Raw genomic sequence first — 26248 nt, 5'->3', positions numbered from 1 at the left:
GGTGTTTTGTTAAGCGCCTGCACCGGAAAGAAACACCCCCTTGCTTCGGTCTGTTGAATATCAATCTTTTTACAGAGGTGTTCACATGTATCCGCTACGCCAAACCCTGACCGTCTTGCTCCTGATGACATTGCTCAGCCTGTCTTCAACGGCACTGGCCGCCCCCAAAGCCGATCTCTGGCCTTTGTGGCAAGCCAGCAACCCCAGCAATACCGCAAAAATTGACCACACTCTCTGGCAGGGCCTGCTCAACGACTATCTGCTGGTCGCCCCCAAACAGACCCGCTTTCGTTATGCCGCGGTCAGCCAGCAGGATAAAGCGGCTCTGGCACGCTATCTGAGTGAACTCACCGCGCTGGATCCGCGCCGCTACAACCGCAATGAACAATTTGCCTACTGGGTAAATTTGTATAACGCTCTGACCGTCAGAGTGATTCTGGACAACTATCCGGTCAGCTCGATCACCAAACTCGGCGGCATATTCAACTTCGGTCCCTGGGATGAAAAACTGATCACTATCCGCGGACAAAAATTGTCGCTCAATGATATTGAACACAGGATCCTGCGCCCTATCTGGCAGGACGAGCGTATTCACTATGTGGTGAACTGTGCCAGCTTGGGCTGCCCGGATCTGCTCCCTGAGGTCATGCAGGCCGATAAGCTGAACGAGCAGCTGGATGAAGCTGCCAAGCGCTTTATCAACAGCGAAAAAGGGGTTGATGTGCGCGGCCAGAGTGTCCGTCTGTCGTCAATTTATGACTGGTATCAGAGTGATTTCGGTACTCTGGCTGAGCTGCAAAAACATCTGAACACTTACCTCAACCGGCCGGTGACGCTGGTATCGCCCAGTTACGATTACGACTGGCGGCTCAATGAGATCAAATAGCCTCGCCTGACAATTTAACTTGCAGCTCAGGAATCACAGCCAGCCGCAATTGTGGCTGGCAACCTGTGTCGGCCGCGTTTACAATGAGAGCCGTTCTCATGGGGAGCCTTAGGGCTGAGATCGTACTGCGTACGGGACCCATTGAACCTGAACCAGATCATGCTGGCGGAGGAATTGAGAAAAACTGAGAGACAAGAAAGCACACCTTTATCCCCGGTTCGTGCCTTTCCGGAAACCTTCCCTCTCACTCAACCCCGCGCCTTGAAGAAATCGGAATTCCCTGTCTTACAGGAACTCAGGAGCGCTTTGTGAAACACTTACTGTTAACCTTACCCCTGCTGGCTGCCGCCACGTCTGCCGCCGCCGCTCAACCGACCTTGACGGTTTACACCTACAGCTCTTTTACCGCGGATTGGGGACCGGGTCCGGCCATCGAAACCGCGTTTGAGAAAGAGTGCGGCTGCGATCTGCAGTTTGTCGCCCTGGACGATGGTGTATCCATCCTCAACCGTGTCCGTCTGGAAGGCAAAAGCAGCAAAGCCGACCTGCTGTTAGGGCTGGATAACAACCTGATGACGGAAGCCAAAAAAACCGGGCTGCTGACCACTCACCAGGTGGATACCGCGGCGGTCACTATTCCGGGCGGCTGGCAAGATGACACCTTTGTCCCTTTCGATTACGGTTACTTCGCTTTCATTTATGACAGCAAGAAACTGAATAACCCGCCAGACAGCCTGAAAGCGCTGGTTGAGCGCGACGATCTGACGATGATTTACCAGGATCCCCGTACCTCAACGCCGGGACAGGGTCTGATGCTGTGGGTGAAATCTGTCTATGGTGACCAAGCCGCCACTGCCTGGCAGCAACTGGCGAAAAAAACCGTGACTGTGACCAAAGGCTGGTCAGAGGCTTACAGCATGTTCCTCAACGGCGAAGCCGATCTGGTGCTCTCTTACACCACATCACCGGCCTACCACCTGATTGCCGAACAAGAAGACAAGTACAAAGCCGCCAACTTCAGCGAAGGCCACTATATGCAGGTGGAAGTTGCCGCTAAGCTCAAAAACAGCCGCAACAGTGAGCTGGCCGAGCAGTTTCTTAACTTCATCCTGACGCCGGGCTTCCAGTCACACATTCCAACGGGCAACTGGATGTATCCGGTCACCGGCCAGGAGCTGCCTGAAGGGTTCAGCAGCCTGACCTTGCCTGCCAAGTCGCTGGAATTTTCCGCCGATGAAGTCGCGAAAGAGCGTAAAAGCTGGATTCGCGAGTGGCAGACGGCCCTGACCCAGTAATGCAACTGTAGTGCAATAGGACAGCTCTTGTTACTCTCCCGTTCCAGCCTGCCCGGCCTGTTAAGCGCCGGGCTGATACTGCTTGTGGTCGGCGGAGCGCTCAGCGCGCTGCTGAGTCAGGCCACCGAACTGCAACCGCTCAGCTTGTGGCAGGATCCTTACCTGCGTCATGTCACGGTCTTCAGCTTTAAACAGGCCCTGTTATCAACTCTGCTCAGTGTGATTCCGGCAATCCCTGTTGCTTACGCCCTGTCCCGGCGGCGTTTTCCGGGCCGGACTGTATTACTCAGGTTGTTTGCCATGACGGTGGTGCTGCCGGTACTGGTGGCGGTGTTTGGTTTGCTGGCTATCTATGGCAACAGCGGTTTGCTGGCACAAGCACTGGCAAGGCTGGACATGACCCTGCCGTTCAGCATCTACGGTCTGAACGGCATTCTGCTCGCTCATGTCTTTCTCAACCTGCCGCTGGCGAGCCGGTTGCTGTTGCAAAGCCTGGAAAGTATTCCGGCCGAACAGCATCAGCTTGCAGCCCACCTGGGCATGAAAGGCTGGCCACTGTTCCGGCTGGTTGCCTGGCCGCGGCTGCGTCAGCAACTGCCTCAGATCGCCGGGCTGGTGTTCATGCTGTGCTTTACCAGCTTTGCGGTGATTATGTCGCTGGGCGGCGGCCCGAAAGCCACCACGATTGAGCTGGCCATCTATCAGGCGCTGAGATACGACTTTGATTTAGCCGCTGGTGCCATGCTGGCATTATGGCAGATGCTACTGTGCTGCTCGATGGTGTTGTTCAGCCAGCGCTTTGCCAAACCGCTGTCCACACTCAGCGGCCGGGTCCGCCAGGGGCATCCGAATTATCTCGACAGTCGCACAGCAAGGATATGGGACGGATGCTGGATTGGCTTAGTACTGCTGCTGGTACTGCCGCCTATGCTGGCAGTACTGAGCGCCGGGCTCAATGACCAGCTGCCACAGCTGCTGAGCACCCCCGCCCTGTGGCAGGCGATCAGCCATTCATTGCAAATCGCGCTGCTGGCCTGCCTGCTGGCACTGATCAGCGGTATCGCCATACTCTGTGCCAGCCGTTACTGGCGGCTGCAGCGCTACCGCCTCTCTGCCGACGGGCTGGAGCTGATCGGTACCATTATTCTGGTCACACCCGGGCTGGTGATCAGCACAGGTCTGTTTCTGCTGCTGCGCGAATTCACCGACGTCTTTGCCTCGGCCTTCTGGGTGGTAGTGGCCGTCAATGCCCTGATGGCACTGCCTTATGTCATCAAAACCCTGAGCCAGCCAATGCTGCATCTCGCGCAGCAATACAACCCGCTGTGCCAGAGTTTGGGCATGCGCGGCCTGTCGCGCCTGTATCTGGTGGAATGGCGGGCACTGCGCAAACCTATGGCCCAGGCGATGGCGATCAGCTTCGTGTTGTCACTGGGCGATCTGGGTGCCATTGCGCTGTTCGGCAGCCAGGATTTTCAGACCCTGCCCCTGTACCTATTCCAGCTGATGGACAGCTATCAGATGGATGCTGCCGCCGTTGCCGCCCTGCTGCTGCTCTTGCTCAGCCTGGGTATTTTCACTGTGGTGGAAAGCCTGTTATTGTCCCGACATCCCTCGTCTGACCGCACTGCTAACGGATAACTTATGATCTCACCTATGCTCTCTTTATCTCAACTGAGCCATTGCTACCGTCACCAAAATCAGGAGTCTATGCAGCTCAGCTTTGATTTGTCGGTCGCGCAGGGAGATATTCTGGCGGTGATCGGCCCCAGCGGGGCGGGCAAAAGTACCCTGCTGGCGATGATCGCCGGTTTTCTCAAGCCGGACAGCGGCGAACTGAGGATCAACGGTGAAGTGATCGACAGGCAGAATCCGGCCGAGCGGCCGCTGTCGATCCTGTTTCAGGATCACAACCTGTTTCCGCATCTGAGCGTGTTTGACAATATTGCTCTGGGTATCCATCCCGGGCTGCGCCTCAGCACCGCTGATCAGGCTCAGGTCAAAGATGCGGCAGCGCGGGTCGGCATCGCTCATTATCTGGATCGCCTGCCTGAGCAGCTGTCCGGCGGCCAGAAACAGCGGGTGGCCGTGGCACGCAGCCTGGTCAGACACCGACCTCTGCTGTTGCTCGATGAGCCGTTTTCCGCACTGGATCCGGCGCTGCGGCAGGAAATGCTGGATCTGATCGCCAGTCTGGCCAAGGAAGCCGGGATCACTGTGCTGATGATCACCCACAGTCCGGACGATGCGCTGAAGATTGCCGATCACTGTGCCTTTGTCGAGCAGGGTGAAATCCGGGTATGCGGCCCCACCCAGCAAGTGCTGGGGGAGCCGGAAGATGAAAGATTAAGGAAGTACCTCGGGCGATGAATGCTTAAGATCCGCTCAGCGGATCCCGCCCAGTGAATTACAGATTTTCTTCAGCAAATTCCGCCAGACGGCTGCGCACCACACCATTGAGGTAAATGTTGGCGCTGCCCTCGAAATTCTTAAATCGTTCAACGATATAGGTTAAGCCTGATGTCACAGGCGACAGGTAAGTGGAATCGATCTGCGCCAGATTACCGGAACAGACCAGCTTAGTGCCCTCACCACAGCGGGTGATGATGGTCTTGATTTGCGACGCGGTCAGGTTCTGACACTCATCCAGCAACACGAAAGCGTTCTGGATAGAGCGGCCGCGCATAAAGTTAATCGATTTGAACTGGATATTGGCTTTTTCGAAGATATATTTCATCGAACCGTCAGTGCAGACATCGTGCTTATGCAAGGCCTCCATGGTGTCTGTCACTGCCGCCAGCCAGGGCATCATTTTCTCTTCTTCCGTGCCCGGCAGGAAACCGATAGATTCAGCAATGTCCGGGGTATTGCGGGTGACAATGATCTTGTCGTACATGCCTTTTTCTATCACCAGCTCCAGTGCGGCAGCCATCGCGAGGATCGTCTTACCACACCCGGCCGGGCCGGTCAGGATCACCAGATCGATATCAGGATCGAGCAGCGCGTCCATCGCCATTCCCTGATAAATGTTCTTCGGATGAATACCCCATGCCTGGCGGTGCATCAGGCGCTCATGCCCCAGATCTTTCAGGGTGACCATTTCCCCGTCCAGACTCTGAATCCGGGCAGCGAAATCGGTATCTTCATCAATCAGGTACTGGTTGACGAAAGGCGAATCAAACAGCTCTTGCGGCAGCGTATGCAAGGTCGAACGGCCGCGTTTTTCAGAATGGCACTCACCCACACGCTCCCAGAAACTGGCCGGATAGCGGTGGAACCCTTTGGTCAGCAGGCTGACATCATCAATCAGCTGATCTGACCGGTAATCGTCGACGTAAAACACCCCGGCGCCTTTGGCACGCAGGCGCATATTGATGTCTTTAGTGATCAGCACCACCTTGCGCGGCGCATAATGATTCTGGAGGTAGAGCACCCCATTGAGAATACGGTTGTCACCGGCCTTGTCGGCAAAGGCATGCACAGTTTCGTGGATTTCGTAATCGGCGAAAATCGCGATACGGCCTTTGTGATCACCTTGCTCAGTCAGGGGGATCCCGGCTGAGATTTGTTCCGGCGTGGCATCGTGGAAGATATCTTCGAGGGCGCGGATAGCAACACGGGCATCGCGGGCAACGTCGCGTTTGCTGTCTTTGATCCGGTCGAGTTCTTCCAGGACCGTCATGGGAATCACTACGTCGTGCTCTTTGAAAGAGTAGATGGCGAGGGGTTCATGTAACAGGATGTTGGTATCAAGTACAAAGACTTTCCTATCAGCATCGTCCATAGACGTCTCCTTGTTCACCTGAAATAGCCATTGGCAAAGGCTATCATTAATAAGCCTAAACCCGCTTTTCATTAATGACCGCAAAAAATGAAAATATTGTGACAATTTTCTCACTTGATGGGTCCATCACTTAGCCCGTGACCTGGCTCCCATCATGCAGTACCATTAGCCCCCTTTTTTGCCGGCGCCATTTGTGGCTTACACTTAATTTCAGTGTAGTTGATTTATTCATCGTCGCCGGGATCCAATTCTCCTTGATTTCAAATATTTAGAAGGTTTTTTCCACTATGCCATTTGCTTTGGGTCAACGCTGGATCAGTGACACGGAAAGTGATTTAGGGTTAGGAACTGTGGCCGCCATGGATGCGCGTACTGTCACCCTTATGTTTGCCGCCAGCGAAGAGAATCGCGTGTATGCCCGCCATGATGCCCCTGTCACCCGCGTGATGTTCAACGCCGGTGATGTGACTGAGAGTCAGGAAGGCTGGTCGCTCAGGGTCGAGCAAGTGGAAGAACAACAAGGGGTGCTGACCTATGTCGGCACCCGTACCGATACCGGGGAAGAAAATGTATCGTTGCGCGAAATCTTCCTCAGCAACCAGATTCGTTTTAACAAGCCGCAGGACAAGCTGTTCGCCGGTCAGATTGACCGCATGGACCGTTTCGCCCTGCGCTACCGTGCCCTGAAAAACCAGCACCAGCAGCACAAGAGCCCGCTGCGCGGCTTGTGCGGGATGCGTGCCGGCCTGATCCCGCACCAGCTGTTCATCGCCCATGAAGTGGGCCGCCGTTTTGCCCCCCGTGTCCTGCTGGCCGACGAAGTGGGCCTGGGTAAAACCATTGAAGCCGGGATGATCATCCACCAGCAGGTGCTGGCGGGACGCGCTGAGCGTATTCTGATCCTGGTGCCGGAAACCCTGCAGCATCAGTGGCTGGTTGAGATGATGCGCCGCTTCAACCTGTATTTTTCTATCTTCGATGAAGAGCGCTGTGTCGAGGCCATTGCCGATGCGGCCAATCCGTTTGATACCGCGCAATACGTGCTGTGCTCACTGGATTTTCTGCGCAAGAGCCGCCGCCGTTTCGAACAGGCGCTGGACGCCGACTGGGATCTGCTGGTAGTCGATGAAGCCCACCACCTGGTGTGGAGTGAAGAGGCGCCAAGCCGTGAGTACCAGGTGGTGGAAGCCCTGGCCGAGAAAACCCCGGGCTGCCTGCTGCTGACGGCCACGCCGGATCAGCTGGGCCATCAGAGCCACTTCGCCCGCCTGCGCCTGCTCGACCCGGATCGCTTCTACGACTACGATGCCTTTCTCGATGAAGAGCGCCAGTACGCCCCGGTCGCCGATGCCGTGTCAGACCTGCTGGCCGGCAAAAAACTGGACGACGACAGCCGCGCGACACTGATCAATCTGCTGCCAGAGCAGGACATTGCCCCGCTGCTGGACACACTGACCACGCAGGGCGACGAACACGCCCAGCATGCCGCGCGACAGGAGCTGGTCGACAACCTGATGGACCGCCACGGTACCGGTCGCGTGCTGTTCCGTAACACCCGTGCAGCGGTGCAGGGCTTTCCTCAGCGTCACCTCAATCTGTACCCGCTGGCGATGCCGTCTCAGTACAGCACGGCCATGCGTGTCGCCGGCATGATGATGGGGAAAATCAGCGAAGAAGAAAAAGTGCTCAAGCTGCTGTACCCGGAAGATATTTATCAGGAATTTGAAGGCGAATCGGCCACCTGGTGGAACTTCGACCCGCGGGTGAGCTGGCTGCTGGATTTCCTCAAAGCCAACCGCAATGAAAAAGTGCTGGTGATCTGCTCCCGCGCGCAAACCGCGCTCAATCTGGAGCAGGCACTGCGCGAAAAAGAAGGCATCCGGGCCACTGTGTTCCACGAAGGCATGTCAATTCTCGACCGCGACAAAGCGGCCGCTTACTTCGCTCAGACAGAAGACGGCGCGCAGGTGCTGCTGTGCTCTGAAATCGGCTCTGAAGGCCGCAATTTCCAGTTTGCCAACCAGCTGGTAATGTTCGACCTGCCGAACAACCCGGATCTGCTGGAACAGCGTATCGGCCGTCTGGACCGCATCGGCCAGCAAAGGGATATCGAGATCCATGTGCCGCACCTGCAGGGCACCTCGCAAGCGCTGCTGGCGCACTGGTATAACGAGGGCCTCAATGCCTTTGAAGAAACCTGCCCGACAGGCCGTGCTGTGTATGAAGCCATTCAGCCGCAGTTGATCACTCTGCTGGCCAGTGAAAACCATAGCGCTGAGGCGCTGGACTCGCTGATTGCCGACAGCGCCCGCATGCACACTGAGCTGAAGAGCAAAATGGAACAGGGCCGCGACCGTCTGCTGGAGATCCATTCCAACGGTGGCGATGCCGCCCGTGAGCTGGTCGAGCAGATTGCCGCCAAAGACGGCGATACCAATCTGGTGACCTTCGCGCTGGGGCTGTTTGACACTGTGGGCCTCAATCAGGATGACAGAGGCGAAAATGCCCTGGTTATCACCCCGTCTGAGCACATGCTGGTATCGAGTTTCCCGGGTTTGCCGCAGGATGGCTGCACCATTACCTTTGACCGTGATACCGCGCTGTCGCGTGAAGACATGCACTTTATCAGCTGGGAACACCCTATGATTCAGGGCGGGATTGATCTGCTGCTGTCGGAAGGTGTCGGCACCACTGCGGTGTCTTTGCTCAAGAACAAGGCACTGCCCGCCGGCACACTGTTGCTGGAGCTGGTGTACGTGGTCGATGCCCAGGCACCGAAACAATCCGGCATCGGCCGCTTCCTGCCGCACACGCCTATCCGTATCCTGCTGGATGCCAAAGGCAATAATCTGTCGGATAAAGTCGAGTTCGAAGGCTTCAACCGCCAGCTGAGTCCGGTCAACCGTCATCTGGGCAGCAAACTGGTGAATTCGGTCCAGAGAGACATCCATGCCCTGATTGCCGCTGGCGATCAGCTGATCGAACCTGAGCTGGCCAAAGTGCGCCAGGCCGCGCAACAGGATATGGAAAACACCTTAGGGGCAGAGCTGGCCCGTCTGCAGGCCCTGAAGTCCGTTAACCCTAACATCCGGGACGATGAGCTGGAGTTGCTGCAAAGCCAGATTCAGGATCTGACCGCTTACATCAGCAAAGCCCAGATTCAGCTCGATTCGCTGCGTGTCATCGCCGTCAGCCATAACTGATACGGCAATATCCGGGCGGTAGGTACTCCCTGCCGCCCTGTGTTACCATTTCGCCGCTGCCTGTGCGTACAACCTGAGATAGCCCGAACATGAACCCCTTACCACCGCTGGACTATAACCCGCCTACCGATCCCTGGCTGGATGTTCTGTATGTCGACCGCGATATCATAGCCGTCAACAAGCCTTCCGGTTTGCTGTCAAATCCCGGCCGCGATCCGGCTCATGCCGACAGCGTGTTTAACCGCGTGCTGGCCGAGCATCCCAAAGCGCAGATTGTGCATCGTCTGGACATGGCCACTTCCGGCCTGATCATACTGTCGCTCAACAAGGATGCCGAACGGCACCTCAAAGCCCAGTTCCGTGATCGTCAGACCGAAAAAGTCTATTACGCCCGGGTCTGGGGCACGCCAGAGCAGCCAAGCGGCACCATAGATCTGCCGCTGATTTGCGACTGGCCCAACCGCCCGATACAGAAAGTCTGCTTTAACGACGGCAAACCCTCGGTGACCCATTATGAGGTGATTGCCAGTGACGGCCAGAGCAGCTTAGTCAGACTGCGCCCGGTCACAGGACGATCTCATCAGCTTCGCGTTCACATGCTGGCGCTGGGCCACCCGATCCTGGGCGATGGTTTCTATGCCCACGATCAGGCCAAAGCACTGGCCCCCCGCCTGCAACTGCACGCGGCGGAACTGAGCTTTTTCCACCCCTACAGCAACGAAGCACGTCATGTGTTCGCACCGTGCGAATTCTATTCCGACGCGCCCGAGCGGACGCTGTAAAGTACAACCGGCCTTAGCTGCCGACCTCTGAGTCGGCAGACTTGTTTGCCCAACTTGCAGCCTGCCACCCGCTGGTGTTTACTGTGTGCCATCAACCACACGCATCAGCAGGGAGCCAGAGTGATGCACCAGATAGTTTTTCTCGACCGCGATACCATCCCCCATCAGATCACCCTGCCCCGCCCGGCCTTTGCGCACCACTGGCAGGAATACCCGATCACCTCTTCGGCGCAGGTTGCTGAACGGCTGCAACAGGCCACCATAGCCATCACCAATAAAGTCGTGCTCAATGCTGACACTCTGCGTCAGTTGCCGCAGCTGAAAATGATCGCCATTGCCGCCACAGGCACCAATAATGTCGATCTGGACTACTGCCGCGGACACGGCATAGTGGTCAGTAACATTCGCGGTTATGCCACCGGCTCGGTGCCAGAGCACGTCATTGCCATGCTGTTTGCGCTCAAACGCAACCTGTTCGCGTACCACAGAGATATTCAGGCCGGCGTCTGGCAGGAGAAGAAACAATTTTGCTTTTTCAGCCACCCGATTGGCGATGTGGCCGGCAGCACACTGGGGGTGATCGGCAGCGGCAGTCTGGGACAGGCGGTCGCTAAACTGGCCTCAGCCCTTGGTATGAAGGTGGTATTTGCTGAACGCAAAGGCGCAGCATCATGCCGCGACGGTTACCTGCCTTTTGAGCAGGTGCTGCAAACCGCCGATACAATTACGCTGCACTGTCCGCTCAGTGAGGAAACAACCAATTTGATTGCGGCACCGGAACTGGCACAAATGAAGCCCGGCAGCCTGCTGATCAATACCGGCCGCGGCGGACTGGTTAACGAAGAGGATCTGGTTGAAGCACTGCGATCCGGCCACCTGGGCGGTGCCGGGTGCGATGTGTTTACCCAGGAGCCCGCCGACGAATCTAACCCGCTGCTGGCAAACGCAGCGTTGCCAAACCTGCTGCTGACACCCCATGTGGCCTGGGGAGCGGACTCGGCCATTCAGGCGCTGGCCAATCAGCTGATCGACAATCTGGAAGGCTTTGTCGCCGGCCACCCTCAGCACTGTGTCTGAGGGGTCTGGCCACTTACTTAAAGCCTTTTTCTTTTTTTATCAGCTCGTAAGCTGCCGTCAGTTCCTGGGCTTTCTGCTTTGCCAGCTCCATCATCTCTGGCGGTAAACCTTTGGCCGCCAGTTTGTCAGGATGGTGCTCGTTCATCAGTTTGCGGTAAGCCCGTTTCAGATCTTTCGGACTGGCCTGTTGTTCGACGCCCAGCAGTTCATACGCATCACTGAGCTGATCCCGGGTTGGTGCCTGTCGAAAACCGCCCTGCTGTTGCTGTGACTGCTGGCGATAAAAGCCCCCGCCCTGCTGAAAGCGAAACGCCGCTTCTTGCATATGCAGCCGCCTTTCCAGCTGCTGATCGGAAAAACCCAGGGCACGGCCAATCACGAACAGTAACTGACGTTCTTTCGGATGCAGGCTGCCGTCGGCAAACGCGGCCTGGATCTGCAATTCGAGAAAAAACTGCAACAAATCAAGCCGCCCCGTCCCTTGCTGACGCACCCTGGCCAGCACTTCCTGAAGGGGGAAATCTTCTGATTTGCCGTCACGAAAAGCTTCCTGAGCCAGCCGGCGGGCATCACCATGCAGCTGCATTCGGTCCATAATCGCGCTGGCGACGCGGATTTCATCCTGGGTCACCCGGCCTTTCGCCTTGGCCATATGACCCATCACAGCAAACGCCGCATGAAAAAACGCCGCCTGACGTTCATGCTGATCTGCCTGACCCTGGCTAAAACGACCAAAACTGCCGCCCTGATAAACACCGGCACGCGCCCGATCGAACTTATGACCCAAAAAGATGCCTAATAACAACCCGATAGGTCCACCAAGAAGGAAACCAAAAAATGCCCCTAAAATCTTGCCCAACACCTGCATGTTATACTCTCTGGTAATTTGCTAAATTGTGCCCACGAATGCCGTCTAGTCTTACGAAAAGAGATAGGTCTGTCAGCGTGACTTGCTGTCATAAAGCACAGCGCCGTCCGATAAAGACCTCGCGGCATAATAGCAGAAAAAACAATAATGAATTTATCCGGTCCGATGATTACAGAGCCCCATAGAGATGCCGATAAGCAGAAATTGCTTTATCATAGCAGCCTTTATTGCGGGGACGGCAGGGCCGGTCTGGACACCTTTGCGCTATATCATGAACACAGGAAATTAAATCTCAATGTCATTCACTTCTCGCAGCTTATTGGCGACCATGATCAGCATAGCTTTATATGGCCCGTCAGCTTTCGCCAATGATGCCCTCATTGAGAATGAAGCCAGCCCGACGGCAGAGGAAGAGCTTGCTCTGGTCAAAGGCATGTGCCTGGCCCCGGATCCCAGTGACGGTGATCCCAATAATGCCCCGATCAGAATCACCGCCGATAAGGCAGAGGCGGACAGCGACGCCAGTGTGACCTACTCCGGCGATGTGGTGGTTCGGCAATCCAACCGGACAGTGGCGGCCGATGTCGCCACCATGAACCAGCAAAATAATACTGTCAGTGCCAAAGGCAACGTGTATTTCCACGATGGCAGCATTGAAGTTTATGCTGACAACATGCACAACAACCTGGATACCGACGATGCAGAAATCAACAACGCCGTCTATAGCCTGACCTGTGAAGCCGGCCGGGGTGAAGCCACTAAAATTGAAAAGCAGGGCATGACCTACTATCGCCTGCGCAACGGCACTTACACTACCTGCCCGCCCGGTGATAAAAGCTGGCAATTTACTGCCACCAGCATTGAACGTGAAGCTGATTCACCGTTTGCTGACCTGTATAACGCCCGGTTCGAAATACTTGAAGTGCCGGTGTTCTACATGCCTTACCTGCGTGTACCTGTTGGTGACGAGCGGCTGACCGGTTTTCTCTATCCAACCGTGAGTTACGGCTCTCGTGACGGTTTTGAGCTGGAAACCCCGTTTTACTGGAATATTGCCCCCAACTACGATCTGACCTTTACTCCGAAATACATGAGTAACCGCGGCTTGCAGCTCAACAGCCAGTTCCGTTATCTCACTGATCTGGGACAAGGCAGCCTGAAAGGGGAATATCTCGGCAGCGATGAAGCCTCCGATACTGACGATGCACGCTGGGCCTACAACTGGTCCCACAGCGGCCGGTATCAGGATAACTGGCTGTTCAACATTGATTACAGCAAGGTCAGCGACGTGACCTATTTCTCGGATGTCGATTCAGAGATCGGCCGCCGGGAAGACAACAACCTGCTGCAAACCGGCGAAGTGACCTACCAGGAAGAAAAATGGAACTCGACTTTACGGGTCAGGAACTTCCAGCCGCTGACGCCGGGTGTGTCATCCAACTACCGTTTGATGCCGCAGCTGACCTTCAACTACTACGAGCCTGAACTGGGCTATGATCTGGACTTTGGCTTCCTGAGCCATATCAGCCGGTTTGAAAATGACGATTCGACGAAACCATCCGCCGACCGTGTCCATTTAGAGCCGTCTCTGACGCTGCCGTTCGCGACTCCCTGGTGGTCAATGACCACGGAAGCCAAGCTGATGTACACCTACTACAATCAGGAGTTTGATCCCACAATCGCCGGTCTGGAAGATCTGGAAGAAACGGCGTCCCGGACTGTGCCCAGTCTGCGAATGCTGACAGGCTTGTATTTCGAGCGGGATACTGACCTGTTCGGTGATGCTTATGTCCAGAGTCTGGAGCCGCAACTCCAGTACCTGTACATCAAGGATGTGGAACAGAGCGACATTTACGGCTCATACGACACCACTATCCTGCAAACCGATTATTACGGTTTGTTCCGTGATCGCCGTTACTCCAGCGTCGACCGCATTGCCGCCGCCAACCAGTTTACTGTCGGTGCCACCACCCGCTTTTTCGACAATAATCTGAAAGAGCGCTTCAACCTCGCCTTTGGCCAGATTTTCTACCTCAACGATTCCGGCCGGAATTTGCAGGAAGAAGGCGAATCTCAGCCGAATTATTCGGCCTCGGCGTTTGAGTCTGATTTCAACTTTAATGACTGGCTCTTCTTTCACGGCGGCCTGCAATATGATGCCAGTGAAAGAGACATGCAGTTTGCCAACGCCGCACTGGAATACCGCGAAGGCGGCCTGTTCAGCCAGCTGAACTACCGCTACGTGTCAAAAGAATACATCCAGCAGAGCCTGCCGGATAACAACCAGATAGATAATTACACCCAAGAAGGTATTTCTCAGATTGGCTTCTCAACCGGATTCCCGATTCACGCCGGACTGAGTGTACGGGGGGATTACTACCACGATGTAACGGAAAACCAGATGGTGGAAGGCCAGGTCTCACTCAATTACCGCTCCGACTGCTGGATGATCACGCTGGGCTACAACCAGTACATGGTGGCGCGCAGCAACGTCAACACCCAGCCGGTTGAGTACGAACAGAACTTCAGTATCTCGTTCTCACTACTTGGCCTGGCAGGGGTTTCCGCCGTCGGCGCGTCGTCAGCCAGTGGCAATGCCATTGCATACGGACGACCTTTCTACCTGAACAATTAACAGGCCGGGCCAAGGCCCGTCCTAACCAACCGCGCATTGAAGCGCCCTGGATACGGATATGAAAATGTGGAAGTCTTTTATTCTCGGCCTGACTCTTCTGGGCCTGACAACCGGTTCACTGGCCGCCCTGCAGCCACTGGACAAAGTGGTCACTATTGTTAACGACAGCGTTATCCTGCAAAGCGACGTCGATGCGATGCTGAAAACCGTCCACCTCAATGCGGCGCGTCAGGGCCAACCTCTGCCGGATGACAGCATTCTGGTCAATCAGGTGATGGAAAAGCTCATCATGGAAACCCTGCAGCTGCAACAGGCAGAACAATTTGGTATCCGTATTGATGACAACCGCCTGGATCAGGCGATCAGCCAGATTGCAGCCGAGCAAAACATGTCCGTGGCCCATCTGCAGCAGGAGCTGGCAGCCGGTGGCATCAGCTACCCGATTTTCCGCGAACAAATCCGCCGTGACCTGACTGCCAGCGAAGCCCGTACCATTATGGTGCGCCGCCGGATCAACATTCTGCCGCAGGAAGTGGACAGTCTGGTGACCCAACTGGGCCAGCAGCAGCAGGAAAGCGTGCAATACAATGTCAGCCATATCCTGATCCGCCTGGGCGAAGGTGCCAGTCAGTCTGAGCGCCAGACGGCCGAGCGCAAAGCCAACGAACTGCTGGCGCAATTGAATCAGGGGGCTGATTTCACCAACCTGGCCTACAGTGCGTCAAATGGTCCCAAAGCTCTGCAGGGGGGTGCCTGGGGCTGGATGAGCCCGGAAGAAATGCCGACTATCTTTGCCGATCAGATCCAAGGTCAGGGGAAAGGTGCTATCATAGGGCCATTCCGCAGCGGTGTGGGTTACCACATTCTCAAAATCAATGATGTGAAAGGCCAGGAGACTGTCTCAGTCACTGAAATCAATGCCCGCCACATCCTGCTGAAAACTTCTGTCATCCTTAGCGATGAAGGAGCGAAGAAACAGCTCGAGCAGGTTCGCCAGGACATTATCGCCGGTCAGCGCAGCTTTGCTGATGCAGCCCAGGCACTGAGTGCCGATCCGGGCTCTGCGGCCAATGGCGGTGAACTGGGCTGGCAGACGCCAGATATTTACGTCCCTGAATTCAAACAGCAGGTTGAAACCCTGCCTGCAGGCACCATCAGTGAACCGTTCCAGACGGTACACGGCTGGCATATTGTGGAAGTGCTGGATCGCCGTCAGGTTGACCGCACCGATGCGGCCGCGAAGAACCGTGCTTACCGGATTCTCTTCAGCCGTAAATTTAACGAGGAAGCCCAGGCGTGGCTGCAGGAACTGCGGGCCGGCGCCTATATAGAACAACCAGGATTTGATGATGAACAAGGTTAAACGTATTGCCATCACGCCGGGAGAACCGGCGGGTATTGGCCCGGATCTCGTCGTGGCGCTGGCACAACAGCCGTGGCCGCACGAGCTGGTAGTTTGTGCCAACGCCGAACTTATGGCAGAACGTGCGGCCCTGCTGGGCTTACCGCTGGAAATCATCAGCTATGATCCAAGCCGTCCGGCTCAGCCACATCGTGCAGGCACTCTGGTGGTGGACAGCCACCAACTGAAAGCCAGTGTGACCCCAGGCCAGCTTGACGAGCACAACGGACATTATGTGCTGGACACCCTCCGCCGTGCTGCCGAAGGCAATATGGACGGCGAATTTGCCGCACTGGTCACCGGGCCGGTGCATAAGGGCATCATTAACCGTGCGGGCGTATCATTCAGCGGACACACAGAATTTTTCGCCCAGCAGGCACAATCCAACCAGGTGGTGATGATGCTGGCAACCGAAGGGTTGCGTGTGGCGCTGGTGACCACCCACATTCCGCTGGCTTATGTGGCCAAAGCGGTGACTGAAGATCGTATTCATCAGGTGATTCGGGTGCTGCATGCCGATCTGATCAGCAAGTTTGGCATCAAACAACCGAAAATTTATGTTTGTGGCCTCAACCCGCATGCCGGTGAAGATGGCCACTTGGGCCGTGAAGAGATCGAAGTGATCACTCCGGCCTTGAATGTTCTGAGAGAGCAGGACGGTATGGATCTGGTTGGCCCGCTGCCAGCCGATACGATTTTCCAGGATAAGTACCTGGCCGAAGCCGATGCCGTACTGGCAATGTACCACGATCAGGGTCTGCCAGTGCTGAAATTCAAAGGATTCGGTAATGCCGTCAATATCACTCTGGGATTACCTTTTATCCGAACATCAGTTGATCATGGTACCGCATTGGAACTCGCCGGTACCGGACAGGCGGACACAGGGAGCCTCTGGACAGCGCTTACCCACGCCATCGAAATGGTAGATAAAAAACAATGAGCAGTGATCAGGTCCATTTAGGCCACCGCGCCCGTAAGCGCTTTGGCCAGAACTTCTTGCACGACGAATACATCATCGACAACATTGTCGCCTCAATTAACCCGAGACCGGGCCAGAATCTGGTTGAAATCGGTCCTGGTTTGGGCGCTCTGACCGAGCCAGTCGGTAAACAAGTCGATAAATTTACGGTGATTGAACTTGACCGCGATCTGGCCGAGCGGTTACGCAATCACCCGGATCTGTCCGGTAAGCTGACTATCCATGAAGGCGATGCCATGCGTTTCGACTTCACTCAGCTGATCAGGGAAAACAACAAACTGCGGATTTTTGGCAACCTGCCTTACAACATTTCAACGCCGCTGATGTTCCACCTGTTCAGTTTCCATCAGCATATTGAAGATATGCATTTCATGTTGCAAAAAGAAGTGGTCAATCGTCTGGCTGCCGGCCCGGGCACCAAAACCTATGGCCGCCTGACCGTGATGGCACAATATTACTGCAAAGTGATGCCAGTGCTTGAAGTGCCGCCCAGCGCCTTCAAACCCGCACCTAAAGTAGATTCTGCTGTGGTTCGACTGGCGCCGTATGAAACATTACCGCATCCTTGTACTAACCTGAAATGGCTGGACCGTGTTTGCCGGGATGGCTTTAACCAGCGCCGTAAAACGGTGCGTAACTGCTTTAAAGCCATCATGGATGTGGACACGCTGGAAAGCCTGGGCATTAACCCTGGCTCGCGTCCGGAAAACCTGACACTTGAACAGTTTGTATCTATGGCTAACTGGCTGGATGCCAACCACAGCCACTAAGTAATATGCCGGGCCATGGCGCCCGGCAACTGCCTTGCACAAAGGCATTGTCGTATCAGAAAGGAAGCAGCAAGGTGAACAACAAAGTTATCCCTACCATCAAATGCCGGGTCATCACCCATTACATTGATGATCAGTCTGAGCCTGAGCAGAACCGCTACGTCTTTTCGTACACCATTACCATTTGCAACCTGGGCCAGGGCAACGCACAACTGCTTCGCCGCCGCTGGCTGATCACAGATGCCAATGGCAAGAAACTGGTAGTTGAAGGTGAAGGTGTCGTCGGTGAACAACCTACCATAGCCCCCAATGATGAATACACCTATACCAGCGGCACCATCATAGAAACGCCACTGGGTGTGATGGAAGGCCATTACGTCATGATTGACGACAATGGTAACGAGTTCAATGCCGAAATCGTGCCTTTCCGTTTGGCTATCCCCAATATTCTTCACTAAACAGGGTCGATCATGGCAACCTATCTGGTCGGTGATATTCAGGGCTGTTACCGTGAACTCTGCACGCTTCTCGAGCGTGCAGGCTTCAGTGAACAGCACGATGAACTCTGGCTGGCCGGCGATCTGGTTGCCCGCGGGCCGGATTCTCTGGCCACCCTGCGTCTGGTGAAATCACTGGGTAACAGTGCCACCTGCGTGCTGGGTAACCACGATTTGCACTTACTGGCCGTGGCCCGGGGCATAGGCAAGGCCAAGCAGAAAGATCGGATTGATCAGATTTTGCAGGCCAGCGACGGTGAAGCATTACTCGATTGGCTCAGCCGCCAGCCTCTGCTGGCCGAACACCCCACACACCCTGTTGTCATGGTCCATGCCGGTATCCCGCCACAATGGCAACTCGACGATGCCCGCCGCTGTGCACGTGACGTCGAGGCCATGTTACAAAGCGAGCAGCAGCAATGGCTGCTGAGCAATATGTACGGTAATGAGCCTGAACAGTGGGATCCTGCATTGGCGGGACTGGATCGGTTACGCTACACCATCAACGCGCTGACCCGGATGCGCTATCTGTATCCCGATGGCCGGCTGGAGATGCATTGCAAGCAGCCACCGGGCGAACCGGGCACCGAGCATTTGCTGCCCTGGTTCCAGTTTGCGCGCTCGCAGCCGCTGGGAAAAACCATTATTTTCGGCCACTGGGCCTCTCTGATGGGTTATCAGGATGAAAATGCTATCGGACTGGACACCGGGTGTGTCTGGGGCCATCAGCTCACTATGCTGCGCTGGGAAGACCAGCAATGGTTTAAGCAAGACAGGCTCTGACAGGGCCAAGGTTTTTTCTCCGCACACTCAGTGCTCAGCTCGCCGCTTAACCCTTGAGAGCCGCGAAGACCGCCTGACGGGTTGCCGTCATTTCCTGACGTAACCAGTTGAGCAGTGCTACCACCCTGTTATCGGCCTCGATCGCGATAGGTGATAACAGATAGTAAGATGAGCCGTCCGCAATAAAGCCGGCAGGGGCGACCAGACGGCGATGTCTGATGTCGTTACCCACCATATACACCGAACTTAACCCGTAGCCACCGCCTGCCTGAACCGCTTCCAGCATGATATAGAAATGCTCGAACCAGACATCTTCTGCCACATTCACCGCCTGGTTAGCCTGATGCTGCCAGTCAGCCCAGGCCGCAGGCCGCAGGCCGGCTTTTGGTATGCAGCAGAGTGGTCGGCGAAGTCAACGCCTCTCCTTGCGCATGCTGCTCAGCCAGCACCACGGGCCCGACATACTCAGGGCCTATCGGCTCGGCATGATAACCCTGCTTCCAACTGAAGTCATTGCGACGAATGGCGACATCCGTTTGGCTTTTCACAAAGTCGATCGGACCACCCGATGCGTTAAGGTGCAGCTGAATATCAGGATGGGCGGCCTTGAAATCAGCCAGTCGGGGGATCAGCCATTTCATCATGATGGTCGGTTCACAGGAAATCACCAGAGGCGACTGGCTTTCCTCCGCTTTCAACTCTCTGAGGGTGTTTTTCAGAATCGACAGCATTTCATGGCAAGCTGTTTTGAGCTTCTGTCCCTCTGAGGTCAAAAAGATCCCGCGGTTACGTCGCTCAAACAAAATGACGCCAAGGGCACTCTCCAATTGCTTGATCTGACGGCTCACCGCTGACTGGGTCACACACAATTCATCCGCGGCTTTTACCAGGCTCTGATGACGGGCTGCAGCTTCAAACACCCGCAATGTATTTAACGATGGCAGATTCATAATCGATGACTTTTTCGCATGGATTTCGATGACAACTTATCAATATTCAATGGGTTGTATTTCATCAACAATAGTAACCAATTCATCCATCCGTTACTCATCATTATTCAGGGAAATATACACATGGCCGAACTTTTTGCTGTCGCGTTAATTACAATTCTCGCGGTGATCAGCCCGGGCGCTGATTTTGCAATGGTGACACGAAACAGCTATCTGCACGGTCGTCGTGCAGGTCTGTATGCCGCGCTGGGCATTGCGCTGGGGGTGCTCATCCATGTGGGCTACACCATGCTGGGGGTAGGGGTTCTTATCGCCACCTCCCCAGCCCTGTTCACCGTCATCAAGTATGTCGGGGCTTTGTATCTGGTTTACATCGGTTTCTGTACTCTGCACAGCAAGACTGAACTCACGCTGGCCACTGACAATATCGCGGTTTTATCCGGCTTTGCTTCGTTCAGACAAGGATTACTGACCAATGCCCTGAACCCCAAAACCACGCTTTTTGTGCTGAGCACTTTCACCCAGATTGTCAGTCCGGACACCTCACTCTTGCTGCAAAGCGGCTATGGCTTATTCATGTCTCTGGCGCACTGGATCTGGTTCAGCCTGGTTGCCTTGTTCTTCTCCCAGCAAGCACTGAGACATAAAATGTTGAGCAAACAAGGGCCGATTAACCGAACCATTGGCAGCATACTGATGTTATTAGGGGGATCGCTGGCCTTATCGCCGATGGCCGGCTAGCTGGCACACGTTACCATGCCAACTGTTGGCATGGTAACGGCTAAAACCGGAAGCAAAAAAACAGCGGCAGGCAGGTTTACTGGCGCTCCAGTATCACAAATTCCATGTGGTGGGCATTTTTCTCATCGGCCGCGTAGTGCTCGCTGTGCGTCTGCCGCCAGCCGTCTCCCCAGTCCGGGAAGCAAGTATCTCCCTCGACACTGAGATCGATAAAGGTCAGATAGAGACAGTCTGCGACCGGCAGACATTCTGCGTACACGCTGCCGCCACCTATGATCATCAATTCATCGACCTGCCCTGCAGCCACCTGAGCAGCAGGGAGATCGGCCACCACCGTCACGCCGTCGGCGGCAAAGTCCGGGTTACGGCTGATCACAATATTGTGGCGTCCCGGCAAAGGCCGGCCAATGGATTCAAACGTTTTGCGTCCCATGACAACAGGTTTGCCCATGGTGACTTTTTTAAACCAGGCAAAATCGGCTGGCAAGTGCCAGGGCATGGCGTTGTCTTTGCCAATCACACGATCTTTTGCCATGGCGGCAACCATACTGATCTTCACACGTCGACTCCCTTTTAAATCACTGGTCGGCGACGATAAAACATTAAGCCGGGCATTGCCAGTCCTATGGCCAGCGCTGCCACGGTAAAGGCTGCGGTGATCCCGTTTTCGGCCATACGCTGCCAGATCTCAGGAGAAAAACCATGCTGATTGAGATCCACCAGCGCAATCATGGTCTTAAAAGCATAAACACCGGGCACCATGGGGATCACGGCCGCCACGGTGAACACATGAGGTGGCGCCAGCAGCCGGCGCGACCCGATGATTCCTGTCATCCCGACCAGCAAAGCGGCAAAGAAGCTCGCCCATTCAATCGGCATGCCCTGATACATGAGTACAAAACGGCAACCGTGACCGAGCGCCCCCGCCATGGCGCAGTACTTCAACGCCCTGACCGGCACATTAAATACCATAGCAAACCCGACAGCCGGAATCGCGGCCAGCATCATATCTGCAGACAGTGTGTACAGCCATTGCCAGAACGTCATGTCAGCCACCCCCAGACATTAAACAGGTTCATCGCCGCCACTATGCCCAGGCTGGTCGACAAGGTCAGCAGACTGGCCATCACCCAGCGGGAAATACCCAGATTCACGAAACCTGACACCATATCGGCGACAGCATTAATCAGCGGAAACCCCGGCACCAGCAATAATACCGATGATGCCATCGCCAGAAAGGGCTGATTACCCAGCTCGAACAAAGGGGCAGACGCGGAGACAGCCGTCGCGACAAACGCGGCAGCAGCAAAAGTCAGCAGCGGATTGAAATGATGATGCGCCATCATCAGACGCAGCGCCATGGCGGCAGATGCGGCGAACAAGGTAATCAGGGCCACCGTCAGATCGCCGCCGGCCAGAAGACAGAATGCGGCACAGGACAGGCCGATCATCAGGATCACCAGCAGCGGCGGATAGCGCTGGGGCTGAAGGGCTAACAGACGCTTCGTCATAGCCGCAGGATCCAGCAGCCCCTTTTCCGCCATGATGCACAGATGATGGATCCGGGTAACAATCGCCATATTGATCCCATGATCCCAGCAGCGGCGCGTGGTCGTCAGACAATGATCTTCCACATGCACAGTGACCACAATGGCATTGGCGGTCAACGCAATGTTGACCTCATCCACCCCCAGTGCCAGGCCGACACGCTGGCTGACATCCACCACCACCGCAGATTCCGCGCCATGCTGTAACAGCCGCTGACCAACCTGAGCGACTATCCGGGCAATCTCCCGTTCCGTTTTAACTGTAACCGGCTGCATCCTGACTCCTTCAGAGCTTTTCTGTTGATCATTATCTCCGCTATGAGAAAGACCAATTTGATGAGGCACAAAAAAAACCGCTCCAAAGAGCGGTTTTTCACATCAAACGGCCAGTTACGGCTTGTAAATGATTTCGACGTCGTAATCGTCTTCGTTCCAATCATCCCAGTCGTCATCGTCGTCATCGTCATCACTTTTCGCAGCACTTTTCTTCAGCTGCTGCTCGTGGTAATCGTCCCACTTGAAATCGACTTTGGTTTCTTCAGTTTCGTCTTCTTCAATCAGAGCCTGAGGAATGGAGTCAATCAAATCCATCAGCTCATAGGTCAATGGCTTGATACCGGTACGGTTCAGCGCAGAAATACAGAAGTACTTCTCATCCCATGCCAGTGCTTCCAGCACTTCCTGGATCTTCGCCTGAGCTTCCTCTTCCTGCAGCAGATCAACTTTGTTAAAGATGATCCAACGCGGCTTGTTCACCAGCTTCTCGCTGTACTGCTCCAGCTCATTAAGGATAGTGAAGGCGTTTTCCACCGGATCCGAGCCGTCTGCCGGCAGCAGATCGATCATGTGCAGCAGCACACGGCAACGCTCCAGGTGTTTCAGGAAGCGAATACCCAGGCCGGCACCGTCGGCAGCACCTTCGATCAGACCGGGAATATCAGCGACCACGAAACTGCGCTCGCTATCGACCCGTACTACACCCAGGCTAGGCACTAAGGTAGTAAACGGGTAATCCGCTACTTTTGGCTTAGCGGCCGATACAGCGCGGATAAAGGTCGATTTACCTGCATTCGGCAAACCCAGCATGCCGACATCCGCCAGCAGCAGCAGCTCCAGACGCAGGTGACGAATCTCACCTTTGGTGCCCATAGTCTTCTGACGTGGCGCACGGTTGACCGAGGACTTGAACCGGGTGTTACCCAAACCGTGGAAACCACCTTTGGCTACCATGATCTTCATACCGTGCTGGGTCAGATCGGCGATCACTTCACCGGTTTCTTCGTCCACGGCACGCGTACCCACAGGGACAGACAGTACCTGGTCATCGCCTCGCTTACCGGTACAGTTACCGCCGCGGCCGTTTTCGCCGCGCTCAGCTGCATGAAAACGTTCGAAACGGTAATCGATCAGCGTGTTGAGGTTTTCATCGGCCAGCAGGTATACATCACCGCCGTCACCGCCGTCACCGCCATCAGGCCCACCTTTGGGGACATATTTTTCACGGCGGAAGCTGACAGTACCGTTGCCGCCATCACCTGCATCCACCCGGATTACCGCTTCATCTACAAATTTCATCTTATTCTCCGCACTCTGGCGTTCACTTCGCCAGCCAGGGATAGTCACCACCTGACTGTCTTTATTGTAATACCAATCGGAATAATTCTCAGGGCTTTACACCCGCAGGCACTCAAACTGATATTGTCCTGTGCCATAACAAAAAGCCCCGCCAATAGGCAGGGCTTTCACGTTCTTAACGAAACTGAATTTATTCAGCAGATTCGATAGAAACGAATTTACGGTTTTTAGGACCTTTCACTTCGAATTTCACTTTGCCATCAGTCAGAGCGAACAGAGTGTGGTCTTTACCCAAACCTACGTTGTTACCAGCGTGGAACTTAGTGCCACGTTGACGAACGATGATGTTACCTGCCAGTACAGATTCGCCACCGAAACGCTTAACACCTAGGCGTTTACTTTCTGAGTCACGGCCGTTACGAGTAGAACCGCCAGCTTTTTTGTGTGCCATCTCTAAACTCTCCTATTATTAAGCGCTGATGCCAGTAATTTTGACTTCAGTGAACCACTGACGGTGGCCCATTTGCTTACGAGAATGCTTACGACGACGGAACTTAACGATTTTTACTTTATCGCCGCGACCGTGCGTAACAACTTCAGCAGTCACTTTACCACCCGCAACGAATGGTGCACCAACTGTTACTTCTTCACCGTTAGCAACCAGCAGAACTTTGTCAAATTCAACGTTCGCACCAGTTTCAACGTCCAGTTTTTCCAAGCGTAAGGTTTGGCCTTCGCTTACTCGGTGTTGCTTACCACCACTTTGGAAAACAGCGTACATGTCTTACTCCGCTTATCCGCATAGGCCATTTGCCACGGCAAAATTGGGCAATGGGTATGCGCTTAATCTTGTCATCAATAGGGCGCGAATATTACTGGAAAACGCCGAACATGGCAAGCCGTTGGCTAAAGAAAATTGGTGAAAAGCTGCTCAACAGAAAAAGTCGCCTAAATAGCTGCAATGTAGGTTAGGAAGCCGGGAAGATTTTAGTGTAGTATGCGTGCATAATTCTTATTTTGATTGCGCCGATACGGCTAACAATTTTGCTGGATGTATCATGGATTTCAAAGCTATCCAAGCACTCACCGCTGACGACATGGCGGCGGTTGACGCAAAGATTCAGGCCCAACTCACTTCAGACGTCGCCCTGATCAACCAACTGGGATTTTACATTGTCAGCAGCGGTGGCAAGCGTTTGCGCCCCATTCTGGCAATTCTGGCCGCCCGGGCTCTTGGTTACCAGGGTGAAAAACACATCACCGCTGCGGCATTTATCGAATTTATTCACACCGCCACTTTGCTCCATGACGATGTGGTGGACGAATCCGATATGCGGCGCGGGAAAGCAACAGCCAATGCCGCATTCGGCAATGCGGCCAGCGTACTGGTCGGTGATTATATCTACACCCGCTCCTTCCAGATGATGACCAGCCTGAGATCCCTGAAGATCCTGGACATCATGAGCGAAGCAACCAATGTGATCGCCGAAGGTGAAGTCCAGCAGTTAATGAACTGCAATGATCCTGACACTACCGAAGCCAGCTATATGCAGGTGATCTACTCCAAAACGGCGCGACTGTTTGAAGCGGCAACCCAGGTGGCAGCCATTCTTTCAGATGCGCCAGAATCGGTAGAGCAAGCGCTGCAAGACTATGGCCGTTATCTTGGGACCGCCTTCCAGCTGATTGACGATGTGCTTGATTACAACGCCGATGGCGAGGAGATGGGCAAAAACGTGGGGGATGATCTGGCGGAAGGCAAACCCACCCTGCCGCTGCTTCACGCCATGCACCACGGTAACCCAGAGCAAACCGCCATGATTCGCGCCGCGATAGAGCAAGGCAACGGGCTGGATAAACTGCAACCGATTCTGGCCTGTATGGAAGAGCACGGCTCTCTGGCTTACACTCAGCAACGCGCTGAAGAAGAAGCAGATAAAGCCATTGCCGCCCTGTCGGTACTGGCCGAAAGCGAGTATAAAGATGCGCTGATCGCGGTCGCCCGGCTGTCGGTCAATCGCACCAAATAAACCCGCCCCTTCCGCGAAAACGGCCTGACTCCTGTCCAGGCCGTTTTTTGTTGCGCTCTCTTGCTACACAGCCCCGGCAGCCAAGCTGTTCGACACGATTTTCACTCACGGAATGGCTCTGCACTGAGTTCAAATTCTCTTTACGCTATAGTTATACAAGGTAAAGGGATACCTGTGCCCTGACCGTTTCTTCCCAAGACGGAGGTGACGCATGCAAGCCAATCAACTGAAAAAAGGAATGTGGGTAGAATACCCGCAAGGGATCGCTGAAGTGTTCGAGATAGATCCGGATCATGACACTGCATTGATCGAGAATCTGAAGGATCATAAAAGGATCCATATCCCGTGCAGTGAACTGACCGACGAGCCTCAGCTGCACAGCGGCTGCGGCGACTATTACTGAGCAATCTCCCTTATATGCCAATGCCAGAAACAACAAAGCGG

24 protein-coding genes, 1 pseudogene and 1 riboswitch are annotated in these 26248 nt (G+C 54.8%); of the genes and pseudogenes, 16 read left to right on the top strand and 9 right to left on the bottom strand.

The features are described from left to right. Positions 1-106: 106 nt before the first annotated feature. The 4 genes from IFO68_RS08030 (at position 107) to thiQ (ending at position 4551) form a co-directional block, all read left to right on the top strand. Positions 107-886 (top strand): DUF547 domain-containing protein, encoded by a 780-nt coding sequence (locus tag IFO68_RS08030; protein WP_370630666.1) that lies wholly within the window; start codon positions 107-109, stop codon positions 884-886. A gap of 89 nt (positions 887-975) precedes the next feature. Beyond that, positions 976-1078, top strand: a riboswitch (TPP riboswitch). Between the two features lie 116 nt (positions 1079-1194). Further along, a complete protein-coding gene (gene thiB / locus IFO68_RS08025; RefSeq protein ID WP_192015425.1) occupies positions 1195-2181 on the top strand; it encodes a thiamine ABC transporter substrate binding subunit in 987 nt (328 codons plus the stop codon). Positions 2182-2208: 27 nt separating this feature from the next. Beyond that, positions 2209-3822, top strand: a complete 1614-nt coding sequence (gene thiP / locus IFO68_RS08020) for a thiamine/thiamine pyrophosphate ABC transporter permease ThiP (protein ID WP_192015424.1) — start codon at positions 2209-2211, stop codon at positions 3820-3822. Positions 3823-3837: 15 nt separating this feature from the next. Continuing rightward, the gene (thiQ, locus tag IFO68_RS08015) at positions 3838-4551 is read left to right on the top strand and encodes a thiamine ABC transporter ATP-binding protein (RefSeq protein WP_192015669.1); all 714 of its coding nucleotides are present in this window, start codon (positions 3838-3840) and stop codon (positions 4549-4551) included. A 37-nt stretch (positions 4552-4588) separates the two neighbouring features. Here the strand turns inward: thiQ and IFO68_RS08010 are convergent, their stop codons facing one another. Continuing rightward, positions 4589-5965 (bottom strand): PhoH family protein, encoded by a 1377-nt coding sequence (locus IFO68_RS08010; protein WP_192015423.1) that lies wholly within the window; start codon positions 5963-5965, stop codon positions 4589-4591. Between the two features lie 287 nt (positions 5966-6252). On the opposite strand from IFO68_RS08010, the gene rapA reads away from it, so the two are divergent. The 3 genes from rapA to IFO68_RS07995 all read left to right on the top strand — a co-directional run bounded on the left by rapA (position 6253) and on the right by IFO68_RS07995 (position 11027). Beyond that, complete coding sequence (gene rapA / locus IFO68_RS08005; protein WP_192015422.1) at positions 6253-9168, top strand: RNA polymerase-associated protein RapA; 2916 nt, start codon at positions 6253-6255, stop codon at positions 9166-9168. 89 nt (positions 9169-9257) lie between these two features. After that, the gene (gene rluA, locus IFO68_RS08000) at positions 9258-9950 is read left to right on the top strand and encodes a bifunctional tRNA pseudouridine(32) synthase/23S rRNA pseudouridine(746) synthase RluA (protein ID WP_192015421.1); all 693 of its coding nucleotides are present in this window, start codon (positions 9258-9260) and stop codon (positions 9948-9950) included. Between the two features lie 123 nt (positions 9951-10073). After that, positions 10074-11027: a D-2-hydroxyacid dehydrogenase gene (locus IFO68_RS07995; protein ID WP_192015668.1), complete on the top strand. Its 954-nt coding sequence runs from the start codon at positions 10074-10076 to the stop codon at positions 11025-11027. 13 nt (positions 11028-11040) lie between these two features. Here IFO68_RS07995 and djlA read toward each other — a convergent pair whose 3' ends face one another. Then, a complete protein-coding gene (gene djlA, locus IFO68_RS07990) occupies positions 11041-11895 on the bottom strand; it encodes a co-chaperone DjlA (protein ID WP_192015420.1) in 855 nt (284 codons plus the stop codon). 295 nt (positions 11896-12190) lie between these two features. Between djlA and lptD the strand changes: the two genes are divergently transcribed. From lptD to IFO68_RS07960, 6 genes are all read left to right on the top strand, one after another. Further along, positions 12191-14530 carry an LPS assembly protein LptD gene (gene lptD, locus IFO68_RS07985; RefSeq protein WP_192015419.1) on the top strand — a complete coding sequence of 780 codons (2340 nt, stop codon included), beginning with the start codon at positions 12191-12193 and terminating at the stop codon, positions 14528-14530. A 58-nt stretch (positions 14531-14588) separates the two neighbouring features. Next, positions 14589-15893 carry a peptidylprolyl isomerase SurA gene (surA, locus tag IFO68_RS07980; protein ID WP_192015418.1) on the top strand — a complete coding sequence of 435 codons (1305 nt, stop codon included), beginning with the start codon at positions 14589-14591 and terminating at the stop codon, positions 15891-15893. Continuing rightward, complete coding sequence (gene pdxA, locus IFO68_RS07975; protein ID WP_192015417.1) at positions 15880-16872, top strand: 4-hydroxythreonine-4-phosphate dehydrogenase PdxA; 993 nt, start codon at positions 15880-15882, stop codon at positions 16870-16872. Before surA ends, pdxA begins: the two co-directional genes overlap by 14 nt. After that, positions 16869-17681, top strand: a complete 813-nt coding sequence (gene rsmA / locus IFO68_RS07970) for a 16S rRNA (adenine(1518)-N(6)/adenine(1519)-N(6))-dimethyltransferase RsmA (RefSeq protein WP_192015416.1) — start codon at positions 16869-16871, stop codon at positions 17679-17681. The genes pdxA and rsmA overlap by 4 nt, the downstream gene beginning before the upstream one ends. A gap of 74 nt (positions 17682-17755) precedes the next feature. Beyond that, entirely contained in the window at positions 17756-18139 is a 384-nt protein-coding gene (apaG, locus tag IFO68_RS07965) for a Co2+/Mg2+ efflux protein ApaG (RefSeq protein ID WP_303459140.1), read from the top strand. A 12-nt stretch (positions 18140-18151) separates the two neighbouring features. Beyond that, positions 18152-18961, top strand: a complete 810-nt coding sequence (locus IFO68_RS07960) for a symmetrical bis(5'-nucleosyl)-tetraphosphatase (RefSeq protein WP_192015414.1) — start codon at positions 18152-18154, stop codon at positions 18959-18961. A gap of 46 nt (positions 18962-19007) precedes the next feature. Here the strand turns inward: IFO68_RS07960 and IFO68_RS07955 are convergent. Further along, positions 19008-19911: pseudogene (locus IFO68_RS07955) on the bottom strand (LysR family transcriptional regulator). A gap of 123 nt (positions 19912-20034) precedes the next feature. Between IFO68_RS07955 and IFO68_RS07950 the strand changes: the two are divergent. Beyond that, positions 20035-20652 (top strand): LysE family transporter, encoded by a 618-nt coding sequence (locus tag IFO68_RS07950; RefSeq protein ID WP_192015413.1) that lies wholly within the window; start codon positions 20035-20037, stop codon positions 20650-20652. Between the two features lie 76 nt (positions 20653-20728). Here IFO68_RS07950 and folA read toward each other — a convergent pair whose 3' ends face one another. From folA to rplU, 6 genes are all read right to left on the bottom strand, one after another. After that, positions 20729-21211, bottom strand: a complete 483-nt coding sequence (folA, locus tag IFO68_RS07945) for a type 3 dihydrofolate reductase (RefSeq protein WP_192015412.1) — start codon at positions 21209-21211, stop codon at positions 20729-20731. A 14-nt stretch (positions 21212-21225) separates the two neighbouring features. Beyond that, positions 21226-21699: a threonine/serine exporter family protein gene (locus tag IFO68_RS07940; RefSeq protein ID WP_225445129.1), complete on the bottom strand. Its 474-nt coding sequence runs from the start codon at positions 21697-21699 to the stop codon at positions 21226-21228. Next, positions 21696-22475: a threonine/serine exporter family protein gene (locus tag IFO68_RS07935; RefSeq protein WP_192015411.1), complete on the bottom strand. Its 780-nt coding sequence runs from the start codon at positions 22473-22475 to the stop codon at positions 21696-21698. Before IFO68_RS07935 ends, IFO68_RS07940 begins: the two co-directional genes overlap by 4 nt. Positions 22476-22589: 114 nt before the next feature. Further along, positions 22590-23774, bottom strand: coding sequence for an Obg family GTPase CgtA (gene cgtA, locus IFO68_RS07930; protein WP_192015410.1), 1185 nt, complete (start codon positions 23772-23774; stop codon positions 22590-22592). Positions 23775-23964: 190 nt separating this feature from the next. After that, entirely contained in the window at positions 23965-24225 is a 261-nt protein-coding gene (rpmA, locus tag IFO68_RS07925) for a 50S ribosomal protein L27 (protein ID WP_027251812.1), read from the bottom strand. 18 nt (positions 24226-24243) lie between these two features. Then, the gene (rplU, locus tag IFO68_RS07920) at positions 24244-24555 is read right to left on the bottom strand and encodes a 50S ribosomal protein L21 (protein WP_027251813.1); all 312 of its coding nucleotides are present in this window, start codon (positions 24553-24555) and stop codon (positions 24244-24246) included. A 277-nt stretch (positions 24556-24832) separates the two neighbouring features. Here rplU and ispB point away from each other — a divergent pair, with 277 nt between their 5' ends. Both ispB and IFO68_RS07910 read left to right on the top strand, forming a co-directional pair. Continuing rightward, positions 24833-25804 (top strand): octaprenyl diphosphate synthase, encoded by a 972-nt coding sequence (gene ispB, locus IFO68_RS07915; protein WP_192015409.1) that lies wholly within the window; start codon positions 24833-24835, stop codon positions 25802-25804. A gap of 211 nt (positions 25805-26015) precedes the next feature. After that, on the top strand, positions 26016-26207 hold the full coding sequence (locus tag IFO68_RS07910; protein ID WP_192015408.1) for a hypothetical protein: 192 nt from the start codon (positions 26016-26018) through the stop codon (positions 26205-26207). Positions 26208-26248 lie beyond the last annotated feature (41 nt).

The organism is Photobacterium arenosum (genome assembly GCF_014841115.1).
Lineage (GTDB): Bacteria > Pseudomonadota > Gammaproteobacteria > Enterobacterales > Vibrionaceae > Photobacterium > Photobacterium arenosum.
The sequence above is the reverse complement of the archived record's forward strand: the minus strand, read 5'-3'. Positions and strand labels throughout refer to the sequence as shown.